The sequence below is a fragment of the Mesorhizobium sp. genome, assembly GCF_004962245.1.
Classification (GTDB): domain Bacteria; phylum Pseudomonadota; class Alphaproteobacteria; order Rhizobiales; family Rhizobiaceae; genus Mesorhizobium.
The window spans coordinates 175,656-193,308 of the sequence record NZ_SUHQ01000011.1; the positions used below are offsets into that span (position 1 = coordinate 175,656).

At 62.9% G+C, this 17,653-nt stretch carries 12 protein-coding genes and 1 tRNA gene; 10 read left to right on the plus strand and 3 right to left on the minus strand.

Translation table 11 applies throughout. The features are described 5' to 3' along the window. Positions 1-27: 27 nt before the first annotated feature. From E5X88_RS14180 to E5X88_RS14215, 8 genes are all read left to right on the plus strand, one after another. Positions 28-1,200 (plus strand): ABC transporter substrate-binding protein, encoded by a 1,173-nt coding sequence (locus tag E5X88_RS14180; protein ID WP_292162179.1) that lies wholly within the window; start codon positions 28-30, stop codon positions 1,198-1,200. 4 nt (positions 1,201-1,204) lie between these two features. Next, positions 1,205-1,909 carry an ABC transporter ATP-binding protein gene (locus E5X88_RS14185; RefSeq protein WP_292162214.1) on the plus strand — a complete coding sequence of 235 codons (705 nt, stop codon included), beginning with the start codon at positions 1,205-1,207 and terminating at the stop codon, positions 1,907-1,909. A 3-nt stretch (positions 1,910-1,912) separates the two neighbouring features. Then, positions 1,913-2,794 carry a branched-chain amino acid ABC transporter permease gene (locus tag E5X88_RS14190; RefSeq protein WP_292162180.1) on the plus strand — a complete coding sequence of 294 codons (882 nt, stop codon included), beginning with the start codon at positions 1,913-1,915 and terminating at the stop codon, positions 2,792-2,794. A gap of 4 nt (positions 2,795-2,798) precedes the next feature. Beyond that, positions 2,799-3,428, plus strand: coding sequence for an FMN-binding negative transcriptional regulator (locus E5X88_RS14195; RefSeq protein WP_292162183.1), 630 nt, complete (start codon positions 2,799-2,801; stop codon positions 3,426-3,428). 28 nt (positions 3,429-3,456) lie between these two features. Then, positions 3,457-4,521, plus strand: a complete 1,065-nt coding sequence (locus tag E5X88_RS14200; RefSeq protein WP_292162185.1) for an ornithine cyclodeaminase — start codon at positions 3,457-3,459, stop codon at positions 4,519-4,521. Between the two features lie 115 nt (positions 4,522-4,636). Further along, on the plus strand, positions 4,637-8,446 hold the full coding sequence (metH, locus tag E5X88_RS14205) for a methionine synthase (protein ID WP_292162187.1): 3,810 nt from the start codon (positions 4,637-4,639) through the stop codon (positions 8,444-8,446). Positions 8,447-8,675: 229 nt separating this feature from the next. Continuing rightward, a complete protein-coding gene (locus tag E5X88_RS14210; protein WP_292162189.1) occupies positions 8,676-9,542 on the plus strand; it encodes a class I SAM-dependent methyltransferase in 867 nt (288 codons plus the stop codon). A 385-nt stretch (positions 9,543-9,927) separates the two neighbouring features. Next, positions 9,928-12,507, plus strand: a complete 2,580-nt coding sequence (locus E5X88_RS14215) for an EAL domain-containing protein (protein ID WP_292162216.1) — start codon at positions 9,928-9,930, stop codon at positions 12,505-12,507. A 120-nt stretch (positions 12,508-12,627) separates the two neighbouring features. On the opposite strand, the gene E5X88_RS14220 is transcribed toward E5X88_RS14215, so the two are convergent. Both E5X88_RS14220 and E5X88_RS14225 read right to left on the minus strand, forming a co-directional pair. Next, positions 12,628-12,701 (minus strand) — tRNA-Gln (locus E5X88_RS14220). A 141-nt stretch (positions 12,702-12,842) separates the two neighbouring features. After that, the gene (locus tag E5X88_RS14225) at positions 12,843-13,775 is read right to left on the minus strand and encodes a lysylphosphatidylglycerol synthase domain-containing protein (protein WP_292162218.1); all 933 of its coding nucleotides are present in this window, start codon (positions 13,773-13,775) and stop codon (positions 12,843-12,845) included. Positions 13,776-14,097: 322 nt separating this feature from the next. Between E5X88_RS14225 and E5X88_RS14230 the strand changes: the two genes are divergently transcribed. After that, the gene (locus E5X88_RS14230; protein WP_292162190.1) at positions 14,098-15,480 is read left to right on the plus strand and encodes a Ppx/GppA phosphatase family protein; all 1,383 of its coding nucleotides are present in this window, start codon (positions 14,098-14,100) and stop codon (positions 15,478-15,480) included. A gap of 58 nt (positions 15,481-15,538) precedes the next feature. Then, positions 15,539-16,234, plus strand: coding sequence for an RlmE family RNA methyltransferase (locus E5X88_RS14235; RefSeq protein ID WP_292162192.1), 696 nt, complete (start codon positions 15,539-15,541; stop codon positions 16,232-16,234). 159 nt (positions 16,235-16,393) lie between these two features. On the opposite strand, the gene E5X88_RS14240 is transcribed toward E5X88_RS14235, so the two are convergent. After that, on the minus strand, positions 16,394-17,653 hold a 1,260-nt coding region (locus E5X88_RS14240), incomplete at its 5' end, for an MFS transporter (RefSeq protein WP_292162194.1).

Consider the following 17,653-nt stretch of genomic DNA (forward strand, 5'->3'; position numbering starts at 1 on the left):
GATAACAAATCCAGAAGGAGAACCGACATGCCAAAGCTTTATCGTCTTCACCGCGCCGCCCTTTATGCGGCGGTCTTCGGCACGGCCGTCGCCGTGGTTTCGACGGTTTCCGCCGAGGAGATCGTCATCGGCGCCGCGACCGCGCAGACCGGCGGCCTTGCTCCCTACGACCAGCCGGCACTCGCCGGCTTGCGCATGGCGCTGGACGAACTCAACGCCAAGGGTGGGCTCGGCGGCAAATATACCGCCAAGCTGATCATCAAGGACACGCGCTCCGATACGGCGCAGACCGCCACCGTCGCCCAGGAACTGATCGACGCCGGCGCCAAGATCATGATTACGCCTTGCGACGCCGATCCCTCGATCTCGGCCGGCCAGCTCACCCAGCCGCTCGGCATTCCGACATTGACGCTTTGCGGCTCCGCCCCGGTGCTTACCGCCGCGGTCGGCGACGTCATGTTCGGCACCTATCCGGCCGACAATGTGCAGGCGACGGCGGTCGCCGACTTCGCTATCGCCGAAGGCAAGAAGAAGGTCTATCTCTTGACCTCGCCGGACTCCACCTACACCGCCAACCTGCCCGAATATTTCGGCACGGTGTTCGAGAAGAAGGGCGGCGCCATTGCCGGCCGCGGCACCTACACCATGGGCCAGCCTGACTTTTCCGCCGAGATCACCAACATCAAGAACCTCGCCGAGCAGCCGGACCTGATCATGACGGCGGCCTATGAGCCCGATTTCCCGGCCTTCATCCAGCAATTGCGTGGTGCCGGCGTCACCATTCCGGTCTATGGCGCCGATGCCATTGGCACGCCGACCATCAAGGGGTTGGGCAAGCTGGTCGACGGCGTCGTCTATACGGCGGCCGGCTATGCCGAGCCGGGCAGCAAGCTGGAGGCCTTCGACGCCGCCTTCACCAAATATGCCGGCCACGCGCCGGAATCGACCTATGAGGTGAACGGCTACGAGATCGGGCTGATCCTCGATCATGCGGTCAAGACGGCCGGCTCCGACGATCCGAAGGCGATCCGCGACGCGATCGCCGGCATCAAGGACTTCGAAGGCATCGCCGGCAAGATCACCTATGCCGGTACCGACCGCATGCCGCTGAGGCCCGTGGCGCTCATGCGTTATGAAGGCGGCGAGAGCAAGCATATCCAGACCATGATCCCCGCCGCCGCCGACGTGCCGGCGCCGTGACATGATGCTGAGCGTCGAAGCCCTGAAGATACGCTACGGGGAAGTCGAGGCGGTACGCCGCGTCGACCTTGCCGTTGACAGTGGCGAGATCATCGCGCTGGTCGGCGCCAATGGCGCCGGCAAGAGCTCGACGCTTGGCGCCATTGCCGGGCTGGTGCCGGCAGTCTCGGGCAAAGTGGTCTTCGACGGCGTCGACATCACCGGCCTGGCGCCGGAGGCGATCGCCCGCAAGGGTGTGTCGTTGGTGCCGGAAGGCCGGCGCATCTTCGCCGGCCTGACCGTGGCCGACAATCTGCGGCTTGGCGGCGCCGTGCACCTGTCGGCGAGCGAGGCGAGGGCGCGCGAAGAGGAGATGCTGGAGCTGTTTCCGATCCTGCGGCGCTATCACCGCGTCAAGGGCGGCAATCTGTCGGGCGGCGAGCAGCAGATGCTGGCGATCGCCCGCGCGCTGATGGGCAAGCCGCGCATGGTGCTGCTCGACGAGCCTTCGCTCGGCCTTGCCCCGCAACTGATCGACACGGTCTTCGACCTGATCGCCGAATTGCGCCGCAATGGCCTGACCATCCTTCTGGTCGAACAGAATGTGGCGCTTGCGCTGGAGATCGCCGACCGTGCCATCGTGCTCGCCAATGGCGAGGTGGTGCTGTCCGGCACTGCCAAGGAACTCGCCACCTCGGACCTCGTCCGCCAAGCCTATCTCGGAGCCTGAGCCATGATCGCGCAGCAGATCATCAATGCGGTGAGCCTCGGCGGCGTCTATGCGTTGCTGGCCCTGGGGCTGGCGATCGTCTTTTCCATCGTCGGCCTGATCAACTTCGCCCATGGCGAGCTGATGACGCTGTCGGGCTATGCCTTGCTTGCCGCGCTGGTTTTCGGTTTGCCGTTCCCGGCGGCGGTGCTGGTCGCCGTGTCCTGCGGCGCGCTCGCAGCGGTTGCCATGGAGCGCGTTGCCTTCCGGCCGATGCGCGGCGCCAGCGTCACCAGCCTGCTTCTGACCAGCTTCGCCGTTTCCAGCCTGCTGAAGGTCGTCTTCCAGAACGGCATCTCGGCCCGGCCGCAGGCTGTCGCCATGCCCGACTGGATGACCGGCGCCTTCTCCTTTGGCGACTTCACCATCGGTGTGGGCCCGAGCATCTCCATCGTCGTCTCGGCACTGGCCTTGATTGCGCTGGAACTCTTCCTGCGCCGCTCGGTGACCGGCACGGCGATGCGCGCCGCCGCCGAGGATTTCAACGTCGTCCGGCTGATGGGCATCCCGGCCAGCCGCATCATCGCCACCGCCTTCCTGCTTTCCGGACTGCTGGCCGGACTGGCGGCGATGCTGTGGGTGGCGCAGCGCGCCTCCGTCGACCCGCTGATGGGTTTCACGCCCGTGCTGAAGGCCTTCATCGCCGCCGTCGTCGGCGGGTTGGGCAGCCTGCCCGGCGCGGTGGCCGGCGGGTTCCTGCTCGGCATCATCGAAGTGCTGCTGCAGGCGACACTGCCGGCGGCGGTAGCTCCCTATCGCGACGCCATCGTGCTGTCGGGCGTCATCGCCGTGCTGCTGGTGCGGCCGCAAGGCCTGATCCCGGCCGTTCGCGTGCAGAGAAGTTGACCCCGTGTACAGCAAGCCCGAATTTGCGCCGCTGTCACTGGGCGAGGTGTTCGGCCTGATCGAGGCGGCAGCCTTCGCCACGGTGGTGACGAATGGACCGCAAGGGCTCGTTGCCTCGCATCTGCCGTTCGTGCTCGACCGTGAGCGGGGAGCGAACGGCACCCTGGTGTCGCATCTTGCCAGGCAGAACCCGCACAGCGCCTTGATCGCCGAGGGCAGGGAGACGATCGCAATTTTCCGCGGCCCGCATGGCTATATCTCGCCGTCATGGTATCCGCGCAACCCGGTGCGCGATAGCGCGCCAACCTGGAACTTCGCCGTCGTGCATTGCCATGGCCGGCCACTTCAGCTCGACGATCACGCCACCGCCCGCCATCTCTTGCAGCTCGTCGACATGCTGGAAAAGGACCGCGACGACCGCTGGCGCATGCGCGAGCTCGGGCCGGGCGGCATGGAGCGGCGGATCCCGCACATCCTTGGCTTCGACCTGCCGGTCGCGCGGCTCGAGGCCAAGTTCAAGATGGGGCAAGACGAGCGGCTCTACGACACCAATGCCGCGATCGGCGCGCTGGAAGAGAGCGACCCGGCGTTGGTGGCGATGATGAAGGCGCACAACGCGCATCGCAAGGACTGACCGTCGCAGGAATGCGGGCAAGGACAAAATGATCCCCAATCTCAACATCGTTCCCTTCGTCAGCGTCGACCACATGATGAAGCTGGTGCTGGCGATCGGCGTCGAGCGTTTCCTCACCGAGCTTGCCTTCTACATCGAGGACGATTTCCGTCGCTGGCAAGCCTTCGACAAGTCGCCGCGCGTCGCCTCGCACAGCGCCGAGGGCGTCATCGAGCTGATGCCGACCAGCGACGGCGAAGTCTATGGCTTCAAATATGTCAACGGCCACCCGAAGAACATGCGCGAAGGCCGCCAGACGGTGACCGCCTTCGGCATGCTGGCCGACGTCCACAATGGTTACCCGGTGCTGCTGTCGGAAATGACGATCCTGACCGCGCTGCGCACCGCGGCGATGTCGGCGCTGGCGGCCAAGCACCTGGCGCCGGTCGGCGCCGACTGCATGGCGCTGATCGGCAACGGCGCCCAGGCCGAATTCCAGGCGCTGGCCTTCAAGGCCTTGCTGGGCGTGCGCAAGTTGCGCTTCTACGACATCGACCGCTCGGCGACGGAAAAGTGCATCCGCAATCTCGCCGGCTTCGGCTTCGACATGGTCGCCTGCCGCTCCACCGAAGAAACCGTCGAGGGGGCTGAGATCATCACCACCGTCACCGCCGACAAGCAGTACGCCACCATCCTCACCGACAACATGGTCGGCTCGGGCGTCCACATCAACGCGGTCGGCGGCGACTGCCCCGGCAAGACCGAGCTGCATCGCGACATCCTGCTGCGCGCCGACATCTTCGTCGAATACCCGCCACAGACCCGCATCGAGGGCGAGATCCAGCAGCTTGCCCCGGACCATGAGGTGACCGAGCTGTGGCAGGTCATCACCGGCGCCGTACAAGGCCGGCGCGACCCGGCCCAGATCACGCTGTTCGATTCCGTCGGCTTCGCCATCGAGGATTTCTCGGCCCTGCGCTATATCAGAGACCAGTTGCGCTCGACCGGCCTCTATCAGGAGCTCGACATGCTGGCCGACCCCGACGAGCCGCGCGACCTGTTCGGCATGTTGCTCAGGGCGGCATCGATGACGACAGCGCAGGCGGCGTTGTAGCGCCATCGGGCAGCATTCCCCGGTGGCAGGGGTGACAGCGGCGGATAAGTATCGTATATTGACATAAATATGTCTTTATGTGACCTAAGCGCGACTGTCGCCTTAAGGATGAAAAATGTCGCAAAACCCATCATCGCTGGACGACCTGTTCGGCCCGGTCGCGGCTAAGCCCGACGGGTCGGAAGTCCTTGCGGCGCTGACGGCGGCGGCGCGCGAACGCATCCTCATCCTCGACGGCGCCATGGGCACGCAGATCCAGGGCCTTGGCTTCGACGAGAACCATTTCCGTGGCGACAAATTCGCCGATTGCGCCTGCCATCAGCAGGGCAACAACGACCTGCTGATCCTGACGCAGCCCAAGGCGATCGAGGAGATCCACTATCAGTACGCCATCGCCGGCGCGGACATCCTTGAAACCAACACCTTCTCTTCGACTGCCATCGCCCAGGCGGATTATGGGATGGAGGATGCGGTCTATGCGCTGAACCGCGATGGCGCACGGCTGGTGCGCAGGGCGGCGCTGCGGGCTGAGCAAGAGGACGGCAAGCGCCGCTTCGTCGCCGGCGCGCTGGGGCCGACCAACCGCACCGCCTCGATGTCGCCGGATGTCAACAATCCCGGCTACCGCGCCGTGACATTCGACGAATTGCGCCTTGCCTATGGCGAGCAGTTGCGCGGTCTCATCGACGGCGGCGCCGACATTATCCTGATCGAGACCATCTTCGATACGCTGAACGCCAAGGCGGCGATCTTCGCCTGCAACGAGATCTTCAGCGAGAAGGACGTGCATCTGCCGGTGATGATCTCCGGCACGATCACCGACCTGTCCGGCCGCACGCTGTCCGGCCAAACGCCGACGGCTTTCTGGCATTCGGTTCGTCATGCCAACCCGTTCACGATAGGCCTCAATTGCGCGCTGGGCGCCAAGGCCATGCGCGCGCATCTGGACGAAATATCAGGCGTTGCCGACACCTTCGTCTGTGCCTATCCGAATGCCGGCCTGCCCAATGAATTCGGCCGTTATGATGAGAGCCCGGAATTCATGGCCGCGCAGATCGAGGAGTTCGCGCGCGACGGATTGGTCAATATAGTCGGCGGCTGTTGCGGCTCGACGCCGGACCACATCCGCGCCATCGCGGCGGCGGTGAAGAAATATCCGCCGCGCGCTGTTCCCGACATCGAACCGAAGATGCGCCTGTCGGGGCTCGAGCCGTTCACGCTGACCGACGAGATACCGTTCGTCAATGTCGGCGAGCGCACCAATGTCACCGGCTCGGCCCGGTTCAGGAAGCTGATCACGGCGGGCGACTATGTCGCCGCGCTCGACGTCGCGCGTGACCAGGTCGCTAACGGCGCGCAGATCATCGACATCAACATGGACGAAGGCCTGATCGATTCGAAGAAGGCGATGGTCGAGTATCTCAACCTGATCGCCGCCGAGCCTGATATCGCCCGCGTTCCCGTGATGATCGACAGTTCCAAATGGGAGATCATCGAGGCCGGCCTGAAATGCGTGCAAGGCAAGCCGCTGGTCAACTCCATTTCCATGAAGGAAGGCGAGGAGGCGTTCCTGCACCATGCGAAGCTCGTCCGCGCGTATGGCGCGGCGGTGGTCGTCATGGCCTTCGACGAGGCCGGTCAGGCCGACACGCAGGCGCGCAAGGTCGAAATCTGCACCCGCGCCTACAAGCTCTTGACCGAGCAGGCCGGATTCCCGCCCGAGGACATCGTTTTCGATCCGAACGTCTTTGCCATCGCCACCGGCATCGAGGAGCACAACAATTACGGTGTCGACTTCATCGAAGCGGCACGGCAGATCACCGCGACGCTCCACCATGTCCACATTTCGGGCGGCGTGTCGAACCTCTCCTTCTCGTTTCGCGGCAACGAGCCGGTGCGCGAGGCCATGCATGCGGTGTTCCTCTACCATGCCATCCAGGCCGGCATGGACATGGGCATCGTCAACGCCGGACAGCTTGCTGTCTACGACACCATCAATCCGGAATTGCGCGAAGCCTGCGAGGACGTGGTCAACAACCGTCAGCCCAAGGGCGGCGGCACGGCGACCGAGCGACTGCTGGAACTCGCTGAACGCTTCAAGGGCACGGCGGGCAAGGAAGCGCAGGAGCGCGATCTCGCCTGGCGTGACTGGCCCGTCGAGCAGCGCATTTCGCACGCCCTGGTCAACGGTATCACCGAATTCATCGACGCCGACACGGACGAGGCGCGGCGCGCCGCCGAACGGCCTCTGCATGTCATCGAAGGCCCGCTGATGGCCGGCATGAATGTCGTCGGCGACCTGTTCGGCGCGGGCAAGATGTTCCTGCCGCAAGTGGTGAAGTCCGCCCGCGTCATGAAGCAGGCGGTGGCTGGGCTGCTGCCGTATATGGAGGCCGAGAAGCTGGCCAACGCCGCCAACGGCGTCGATAATGGCGAACGCCAGACCGCGGGAAAGATCCTGATGGCGACGGTTAAGGGCGATGTCCACGACATCGGCAAGAACATCGTCGGCGTGGTTCTGGCCTGCAACAATTACGAGATCATCGACCTCGGCGTCATGGTGCCGGCGACGAAGATCCTGCAGACGGCGCGTGAGCAAAAAGTCGACATCATCGGCCTGTCCGGCCTGATCACGCCGTCGCTCGACGAGATGGCGCATATGGCCGCCGAGATGGAACGCGAAGGTTTTGACATTCCGCTGCTGATCGGCGGCGCGACGACCAGCCGCGTGCACACGGCGGTAAAAATCCATCCGCGCTATATCAGGGGCCAGACGGTCTACGTCGCCGACGCCAGCCGCGCGGTCGGCGTGGTGTCGGCGCTTTTGTCGAACGAAACCAAGGGCGGCTATGTCGACAACGTTCGCGCCGAATACAAGAAGGTTGCCGATGCGCATGCGCGCTCCGAAGCTGACAAGCTGCGCCTGCCGCTGGCCAAGGCGCGGGCCAATGCCCACCGGATCGACTGGTCGGCCTACGAGCCGCCAAAACCGTCCTTCCTCGGCCTGAAGGTCTTCGAAGACTGGGATCTGGCCGAGCTCGCGCGCTATATCGACTGGACGCCGTTCTTCCAGACCTGGGAGCTGAAGGGGCGCTATCCCAAAATCCTCGACGACGAGGCGCAAGGGCCGGCGGCACGCCAGCTCTTCGAGGACGCCCAGGCGATGCTGACGAAGATCATCGCGGAAAAATGGTTCGCGCCGAAGGGCGTGATCGGCTTCTGGCCGGCCAACGCCGTCGGCGACGATATCAGGCTGTTCGCGGACGATGAGCGATCGCAGGAACTGGCGACCTTCTTCACGCTGCGCCAGCAACTGACCAAGCGCGACGGCAAGGCCAACGTCGCGCTGTCGGATTTCGTCGCGCCCTTGGACAGCGGCAAGGCCGACTATCTGGGCGGCTTCATCGTCACCGCCGGCATCGAGGAAGCGGCGATCGCCGAGCGCTTCGAGCGGGCGAACGACGACTACTCGTCGATCATGGTCAAGGCGCTGGCCGACCGTTTCGCCGAGGCCTTCGCCGAGCGTATGCATGAGAAGGTGCGCAAGGACTTCTGGGCCTATGCGCCGGATGAGGATCTGGCGCCGGACGACCTTATCGGCGAGCCCTATCGCGGCATCCGCCCCGCGCCCGGCTATCCGGCGCAGCCCGATCACACCGAGAAGGCGACGCTGTTCCGCCTGCTCGACGGCGAACGCAATGCCGGCGTCAGCCTGACCGAAAGCTTTGCGATGTGGCCGGGCTCCTCCGTCTCCGGCATCTACCTGTCGCATCCCGAAAGCTATTATTTCGGCGTGGCCAAAGTCGAACGCGACCAGGTCGAGGACTATGCACGGCGCAAACGCATGCCGCTTGCCGAGGTCGAGCGCTGGCTCGGCCCTATACTCAACTATGTGCCGGCGGACGGGCTTGACGCGGCGGCGTGAAATCGCGCCGCGAGACTGATAGGGCGAGAAGCCGGCGTCTCAATGACAGCAGCCTTCCCCTGATTGCACGTTCCTTCTGCACAGACACGTGATTGGCACGTCCGCCCTGGCCTGCGGCGGCGGTGGAGCACCGGCCTCCGCCTCGGATTGACGCGCGACCCTTTAGCTGCAAAGTATATTAACGTTCTGTTTACCAAACATTGGTCTCAGCAGGGACTTAGGGGGCAAGTTGGAACCGTTTCTGGGAGCGAACCGCCTTAATTGGGATGATCGGGCCGAACTGCATTCGACCGACACAACGGGCAGCTACCACATCGAAAATGTACTGGCCGGCGGATCCAATCTCTACGAACTGGAAACGCGCGAGGTCGGTGACATTTTCGGCAAGGATATCGTCCATTTGCAATGTCATATCGGGCTCGACACGATCAGCTTGAAGAATCTGGGCGCGGGCAGCGTGACCGGCCTCGACTTTTCGCCGGCGGCGATCGCAGCGGCGCGGGATTTCGCTGCGAAGGCAGGCTCGGATGTACGCTTCGTGGAAGCGCCATTGTTCGAGGCGGTCGAAGCGCTCGGCCGAACCTTTGACATCGCTTACGTCACCTGGGGCTCGGTAAATTGGCTGGACGACGTCTTCCGCTGGGCGCAGGTGGTTTCCGATCTCCTGCGACCCGGCGGCCGGCTTTACATGGCCGAGGGCCATCCCCTGATGTTCCAGTGTGACCGCAAGGCTGCGGCGCTGGAGTTGAAGCACGACTGGCGAACACCAATAGCGCGGCCACTCGCCTGGAACGAGGAACTGACCTATACCGGCGACGACCGCATCTTGAAACATCCTCGCTACTATGAGTGGATTCATCCGATCAGTGACGTGGTCAACGCGCTGATTTCAGCTGGGCTGACGCTTGATTTTCTCAATGAGCATGACACGGTTTCATGGCGGCACTTTTCGTTTGCCGTGAGGGCCGGCAAGGATATGTACCGCTTGCCAGAGAACTCTCCCAAGATTCCAATGGCCTATTCCATCGGCGCGACAAAGCGTAGCGTCGGCAAGGTACCATATCTCATCACTCCCAAGGCTATTGAGAGCCACTAGTCCTACTATTACTCTGGTTTTGCGTTGTCATCGCCGAACCGTATCCCTTTCGACGTCAACGCTCATGACGATATTCGGGCCGGGCGCTCGAAGTATGCGTCGACGCGGACGGCGGTGATGACACCTAGCCGACGTCATTGACTGGAAGCAGCCTTAAGATGTCGGGCGGAGCGCAGATCCACTCCGGCGATGCCAGGCGGTCGGAAAGTGCAAAAATTTTAGGCGCCGTGAAGGTCAAAATTAAATATTGATAGCTAATATTCCATTGTCGGGTTGGCCTGAGAACCTGAAATAGCAGCTGAGGAATCGCCTGTTGGCTCTTTTCCGCGCTAGGTTCGGCGGTATTAAGAAGGCTGTTTTTTCGTCGGCAAATATCCCGGCGGCAATGGCCGTTGTGGTTATTGCCATCGGCGCGGCGTTCGCGGACCACCAGAACAAAGTCGTCTCGGACCAAGCTGCCCGTGCGGATGTCCTGGCCAAGGTCAATCTTATCCGCGCCAAGCTCGAAGGTAACATCAACGGAAACCTTCAACTGGTGCAGGGACTGGTCGCTGCGGTCGTGACTGAACCCTATATGGGGCAGCAACGCTTCGCCTCGCTCGCGAGCAGCCTGTTTGGCGCAGATTCGCAATTGAGGAACATTGCCGGCGCACCCGATCTGGTCATTTCCCTGATGTACCCGATGACGGGCAACGAGAAGGCAATGGGCCTCGATTACCGCAAGGACGAGCGGCAGCGTGCGGCTGCGCTACGGGCGCGAGACGAGCGCAAGCTGATCCTTGCCGGTCCCGTCGACTTGATGCAGGGAGGGCAAGGCTTCGTCGGTCGTATTCCGGTTTTTGTACGGAGTGCGGGCAACACCGAAAGGTTCTGGGGCATCATTTCGGCCGTTGTCGACGTGCAACGCCTCTATAAGGCGAGCGGCCTGCTTGACGATAATCTCGGGATCGACGTAGCGCTGATCGGCAAGGACGCTCTCGGTTCAAGTGGAGATCAATTCTTCGGCAATGAAGGCGTCGACAAAAGCAATCCGGTGACGGCCGACGTTCTGCTCCCGTCCGGTTCGTGGCGGATAGCAGCCATTCCCAAAAACGGCTGGCCTTCGACGCCCGACAACGCGTGGTTCTTGCGCGCGATCATGGTGGCGGCCGGGGCGTTGGTTGTGATCCCCTTTCTGATTGCGGGTCGCCTGATTGGCGAGCGACAGCGCAACTATGCGGAACTAAGTCGATTGTCGAGACGCCTGGAACTGGCTCTGGAGGCGTCGGCTATTGGCGTTTGGGAACATGATCTCGCGACCAACGAACTTACGTGGGACGATCGCGTCAATGAAATATACGGCAAACCAACTGGGGAGCGCCGCGGCTACCTGGACTGGGCGGAAGCAATCCACCCGGATGACGTGGCTGGCGCCCACGCCGATTTCGACACCGCGATGGCTGACGGCGGACCATATTTGTCGGAGTACCGGATTATTCGGCCGGATGGTGAGATTCGTCATGTCCGATCCAAGGCGATAATTCACCGGGTCGCAAACGACACCCCGAAAATGATCGGCGCCGAATGGGATGTGACAGCCGATGTCCTGTTGAACAAGGATCTGGTTCGCGCAAAACAGCTTTCCGAGTCGAAAAATGCGGAACTCGAGGCGGCCAAGGCGCGCATAGAGCACATTGCGCTCCACGATTCGTTGACCGGTTTGGCGAACCGGCGCTATCTAGACCAGGTGCTGGAAGATTACGCAGCAAACGCCAGGCGCGTCGGCGGATATGCGGCACTGCTTCATATAGATCTGGATCGGTTCAAGCACATCAACGATACGCTTGGCCACGCCGCAGGCGACGCAATGCTTGTTCACGCGTCGGCTGTCCTCCGATCCAACGTCGATGCTGAGGGATTCGTCGCTCGGATCGGAGGAGACGAATTCATCGTCCTGTGCGTGGTGCATGACGATATCAGGCAACTGACGCTCCTCGCTGACCGCGTCATCAGCCAGATGCGGGAACCCGTCTACTATCAGGGCCATCGGTGCCGTTTTGGGGTGAGCGTGGGAATCGCTGTCGATAACGGAAAAGATGTCGTAGCCAAACACCTGCTGGTTAATGCTGACATCGCGCTTTATCGAGCAAAGAGCCGTGGGCGCAATCGATACGAATTCTTCACCGAGGCGATGCAAAGCGAAATCGTCGACACGAAACGGACCGCCGACGAAATTCTCGGCGGCCTTGAGCGCAACGAGTTCATTCCCTTTTACCAGCCGCAATTTGACGCAAAAACGCTCGAAATTGTTGGGGTTGAGGCGCTGGCGCGATGGAGACATCCGGAGAAAGGCATTTTGGCGCCCGATGTCTTCCTGAGGATTGCGGAAGAACTGAATGTCGTTTCGATCATCGATAGAACCATATTGGAGCAGTCGCTTTTGGATCTCGAAGGGTGGTCTGCTGCGAATATTCACATTCCGCGGGTATCGGTCAACGTTTCGGCACGACGCCTTCAGGATGAAGAGCTAATAAAGAGCCTTGAGAAACTAAATATCAAGAAGGGAAAAGTAGCATTCGAGCTCGTCGAGTCAATTTTCCTCGACGAAAATGATGATTTGGTTACCTGGAATGTTGAGCAGATAAAAGAACTCGGCATTGACGTGGAAATAGACGATTTTGGTACTGGCTATGCTTCCATAGTCAGCCTGCTCAAGCTGCAGCCTCGCCGGCTGAAGATAGATCGCCAGCTGGTCATCCCAATTGTCAAGTCGCCGCAACGAAGGCAGGTCGTCTTGTCGATCATTGAAATCGGCAAGTCCCTGGGTATCGAGGTCGTAGCGGAGGGTGTCGAGACGATGGAGCACGCACGGATACTCAAGAGCCTGGGCTGCGACATATTGCAGGGTTATGCCTTCGGACATGCGTTGGATTCCGACGGACTAAAGGCTTTTGTTCGATCTCGGCGTCTGCGCACTGCGAGCTGACTGCGCCTACGCTGAAGGGGTTTTGGATGAACCGCTCCGGTTAATTCGGAGGTTGGTCGACCATGGCAGAGGCGACTGGGTAACAGGCTAAATGATTGGTTTTATTAAAAGATAGATGACTGGCTGGGGAACCTGGATTCGAACCAGGACTAACGGAGTCAGAGTCCGTGGGTCTACCGTTAACCTATTCCCCAGCAGGCGCGGTTGAAGAAAACCGCGCGGGCAGGGCGGCGATGGCGCCGCGCGTGCCTTGTAGCCGCCGCCGGAAAATAGTCAAGCCTGCCGAAGGCATTTCAATCAGCGCGTTTCGATCGCGGTGTTTCAGGTGCCGCGTCTCAACCCCCACCCCGGCCGAGCTGCGAGTGCTCGAAGTACAGCACCACGCCGAGCGCTATCACCAGCGGGATGATCAGGTAGAACAGCCGGAACACCAGCAGTGCCGCGAGCACGCCGACCGGGTCCATATGCGACAGGCCGGCCAGGAAGACGACCTCGAACACGCCGAGCCCGCCCGGCGCATGCGAGATCTGCGCGATCGAGAACGACACCAGGAAGACGCCGAGCACGACGAAATAGCCTGGATTGCCTGATACGGGCAGGCCGAAGAAAATGATCGCCGCCGCCGCCAGAAGCTCGATCGGGCCGATCAGCAATTGCCGCGCGACGATCGGCAGGGCCGGATAATGGACCTGGAAGCTGCCGATCTTCAGCGGCCTGAGATGCAGCCAGCTGCCGAAGACATAGGCCGCCACCAGGAGCAGCATGGCAATGCCCGCGGCCATGGCCAGGCCATGGTGTGGCGCGCCGGAAAAACGGTCGATGATCTCCGGTTCGAGCACCAGCACGATGCCCGAGACGAGCACCGTCGACAGCACGAAGGTGATCCAGCAGATCGCCACCAGAATGCCGACATCCTTGCCGGTCAGGCCCCTGGTTCCGTAGGCGCGGTAGCGGATCACCGCGCCTGAAAATACCGAGCCGCCGATATTGTGCGACAGCGCATAGGTGGTGAAGGAGCAGAAGGTGACGAACAGCCACGATACTCGTCTGCCGATATGCAGGAGCGCGATGTGGTCGTAGCCGGCAAGCGACGCATAGGCGATGACCGAGCTCAGCGCGGCGAGCAGCCAACCACGGGCAGGGATGGCGACGATGCCGTCCCAGACATCGTCGAGCGAGATGCCGCGCAGCTCGTGCAGCAGCAGCCACAACGAGAAGACGACCGCCGCAATGCCGACGATCGGCCAGAAATAGCGCCTCCAATTCATCATGTAGCGATCATGCGTTGCCGCCCGTTGCCTATTTTCGGCTCGCTTCAGCAGAATTGTGCGCGATTCCGAATGTTCCATCCCCTTCATTTCAGAAATGCCTTATCGAAGCCGGCTATTCAACCGGCAAGGTGCGCTGCGGCGCTGGCATCTTCCCTTCTCCCACAAGGGGAGAAGGGATCACCAACGTCGCCACCCCAAAATTCGACCCATGCGCTCTTGGTGATCCGGCCCGGCGCTGCTAGTCTGGCGGCAACTTGGAACACATGAAGCGCCTGCTGCGTCCGGTCTCCGGTTCGCGCGGCGCCGGAAGGAACGAACAGTGGAAGACCACGACACCGGCGCCGGCGCGCCGGAAGTGGGCGTGTCCGGGGCTTCGCCGCCGCCTTCAGGCCAGGCAAGCCCATCCGCCGGCTGGCAGAATGGCCGCCCGGTGCAGCCTTGGTCAGGTCATGGCCAGGCAGGCGACGCGTCCCAGCACCAGAATGGCCAGAATCAGAAGGCCAAGACGAGGAAGCGGCGCAAGCGTCGGCGCGGCCGCAAGGTTTTCGCGCGCGATGACGCGCAGTTCGTAGCGGCCGGACTGTCGGCGCCCGCCGCTACCAACAACCCGGCCAGCCGTCCGCCCGAGGCGATCGTCGCGCCCTTGCCCTCGGCTACGCCAGGCAGGCCGGAGCAGGATGTTCGCCGCCCGCCGATGCAGGAACTGCCGGTGTTTGCCGCGCTCGACCTCGGCACCAACAATTGCCGGCTGCTGGTGGCGGTGCCGACGCGCCATGGTCAGTTCCGCGTCATCGACGCTTTCTCGCGCATCGTCAGGCTGGGCGAGGGCCTCACCGCAAATGGCCGGCTCGGGCAGCCCGCTATGGACCGCGCGGTCGAGGCGCTGAAGATCTGCGGCGACAAATTGCGCGGCCGCAAGATCAGGAAAGCCCGGCTGATTGCCACCGAAGCCTGCCGCACGGCCGCGAACGGCGCCGAGTTCCTCGACCGCGTCGAACGCGAGGCGGGCCTGAAGCTCGAGATCATCGACCGTCAGACCGAGGCGCGGCTGGCGGTTTCGGGCTGCGGCTCGCTGGTCGACCGCGACACGCAAGGCGTCGTCCTGTTCGACATCGGCGGCGGCTCCTCGGAAATCGCGCTGATCGATCTCACCGGCCACCGCTCGCCGAGGCTCGCCAACCACATCGTCTCCTGGACGTCGCTGCCGGTCGGCGTGGTCTCGCTGGCCGAGCGCTTCGGCGGCCGCACCGTCACCCGCGAGGTTTTCGCCGCCATGGTCGAGGATGTGGCCGTGCGCCTGCATGCCTTCGACGGGCGCGACCGGCTGAGCCATGTGCTGGCCAGCCCGAAATTTCACCTGCTCGGCACATCGGGCACGGTGACGACGCTGGCCGGCGTTCACCTTGACCTGGAACGCTACGATCGCCGTCGGGTCGACGGGCTGTGGATGGACCGCGACAGCGTCGACCGCATGGTCGAGAAGCTGGTCGGCTGGGATTTTCAGCAGCGCGTCGCCAACCCTTGCATCGGTGCCGATCGCGCCGATCTGGTGCTGGCCGGCTGCGCCATCCTGGAAGCGATCCGCGCGATGTGGCCGTCGGAAAGGCTGCGCGTCGCCGACCGCGGCCTGCGCGAGGGGATATTGAGCGAATTGATGGCCGACGACGGTGTCTGGCGCAACAATGGGCGTGGCAGAGCATGATCCCGAAAAGTGGCAACCGGTTTTCGCTGGAGATCATGCTCAAACAAGTAATCAAGCAATGACCAAGAAACCGGAAAAGCCAGGCTCCGCCGGCATTCGCGTGCTGAAGACGCGGATCAAGAAGAAAAGCGGCCTGAAGGAATCGTCGCGCCGCTGGCTGCAGCGCCACATCAACGATCCCTACGTCCAGCGCTCCAAGGCCGACGGCTACCGCTCGCGCGCGGCCTACAAGCTGATCGAGATCGACGACAAGCATCATCTGCTCAAGCCCGGCATGAAGGTCATCGACCTTGGCGCGGCGCCCGGCGGCTGGTGCCAGGTCGCCGCCGCGCGCACGAAATCGACGGCCGAACACCCGCATGTCGTCGGCATCGATTATCTCGAAATGGATGCGGTGCCCGGCGCGCCGGTGCTGCTGATGGATTTCCTCGATCCGCAGGCGCCGGAAAAGCTCGCCGAAACGCTGGGCGGTCGGCCGGACATCGTTTTGTCCGACATGGCCGCGCCGACCACCGGCCATCGCCGGACCGATCACATCCGCACCATGTATCTGTGCGAGGTGGCGGCCGACTTCGCCCTGTCGGTGCTCAAGCCGGGCGGCCATTTCCTCGCCAAGACCTTTCAGGGCGGGGCCGAGAACGAATTGCTCGCCAGGCTCAAACAGAATTTCCGCTCGGTCCATCACGTCAAGCCGCCCGCCTCGCGCGATGAGTCGGTGGAGCTTTATCTGCTGGCGAAGGATTTTAAGGGTTAGCGCCTTCCCTTCTCCCCTTGTGGGAGAAGGTGGATCGGCGCGCAGCGCCGAGCCGGATGAGGGGTGTTGGACGGAACACGGCGATGCCAAGCTGGAACACCCCTCATCCGACCGAGCTTCGCTCGGCCACCTTCTCCCACAAGGGGAGAAGGAGGGAGCCTACGACCCCGGCGGGCTTACCTCCAGCGCCTTCGGCGCTGTCAGCCCGCCATGTCCCGACACGGCGTTGCCGGCATCAGGCGCCAGCCGTAGGAACGACAGCGATGCGGCCGCCGAGACGGCCGCGACGATGAAGAACGCGATGTGGAAGTCGTTCAGCATCAGCGGCCCGCCATGGATTGTCGTCGACACTTCCAGGATGCCGCCGGCCAATGCCACGCCGAGTGCGATCGACAGTTGCTGGAAGACCGCGGCGATCGGCGTTGCCCGGCTGGTGTCGGCGGTCGAAATCTCGGCATAGGCAAGCGCGTTGATGCCGGTGAAGAACATCGAACGAATGAAGCCGCCGACGAGCAGGGCGGCGAGGATCAGCAGATAAGGCGTCTCCGGCGTGAACAGGCCGTTGATGGCGATCGACGCCGCCGCGATCAGCGAGCCTGATATCAGCACACGGCGGAACCCGGCGACCCTGAAGATCAGCGCGGTGACGAATTTCATGCCGATGGCGCCGACCGCCGCCACGAAGGTGATCATTCCCGACTGGAACGGCGTCAGCCCGAAGCCGATCTGGAACATCAGCGGCAAAAGGAAGGGCACGGCGCCGATGCCGATGCGGAACAGTCCGCCGCCGAGGACCGAGGCGCGGAACACCTGGTTGCGGAACAGTTCGAGCGCCAGCAGCGGAGTCCTGGCGCGGCGCGCATGCAGGAGGTAAAGCGCGGCCGACATCAGCCCGACAGCCACGGTGAGGAAGCCGGCAATCGGCGGCAAAGCCGGCAGGCTGACCACCGACAGACCGAACACGATGCCCGATGCCGCCAGCCCGCTCAGCACGAAGCCGATGAAGTCAAGCGGCGGCGTCTGTATCGATTCGGTTTCCGGCAGGAAGCGCGTGGCGAGCCAGATGCCGATCAGCCCGATCGGCACATTGATCAGGAAGATCCAGTGCCAGGTGAAATAGGTGGTGATGAAACCGCCGACCGGCGGCCCGACGAGCGGCCCGACCAGCGCCGGAATGCTCAGCCAGGACATGGCGGCGACAAGCTCGCTTTTCGGCGTGGCGCGCACCAGCACAAGCCGCCCCACCGGTGTCATCATGGCGCCGCCAATGCCCTGCACGAAGCGCGACACCACGAAAGCCGGCAGCGAATTGGACACGGCGCAAGCGACGGAACCGACGATGAACACGGCGATCGCCGCCCGAAACACGTTCTTGGCGCCGAAGCGGTCGGCCATCCAGCCGCTGATCGGAATGAAGAC

Bases quoted from the DNA above. Each gene is read 5' to 3' on its own strand.
- E5X88_RS14180 (WP_292162179.1), top strand. From the start codon at position 28: ATGCCAAAGCTTTATCGTCTTCACCGCGCCGCCCTTTATGCGGCGGTC.
- E5X88_RS14185 (WP_292162214.1), top strand. From the start codon at position 1,205: ATGCTGAGCGTCGAAGCCCTGAAGATACGCTACGGGGAAGTCGAGGCG.
- E5X88_RS14190 (WP_292162180.1), top strand. From the start codon at position 1,913: ATGATCGCGCAGCAGATCATCAATGCGGTGAGCCTCGGCGGCGTCTAT.
- E5X88_RS14200 (WP_292162185.1), top strand. From the start codon at position 3,457: ATGATCCCCAATCTCAACATCGTTCCCTTCGTCAGCGTCGACCACATG.
- metH (WP_292162187.1), top strand. From the start codon at position 4,637: ATGTCGCAAAACCCATCATCGCTGGACGACCTGTTCGGCCCGGTCGCG.
- E5X88_RS14215 (WP_292162216.1), top strand. From the start codon at position 9,928: ATGGCCGTTGTGGTTATTGCCATCGGCGCGGCGTTCGCGGACCACCAG.
- E5X88_RS14225 (WP_292162218.1), bottom strand. From the start codon at position 13,775: ATGAATTGGAGGCGCTATTTCTGGCCGATCGTCGGCATTGCGGCGGTC.
- E5X88_RS14235 (WP_292162192.1), top strand. From the start codon at position 15,539: ATGACCAAGAAACCGGAAAAGCCAGGCTCCGCCGGCATTCGCGTGCTG.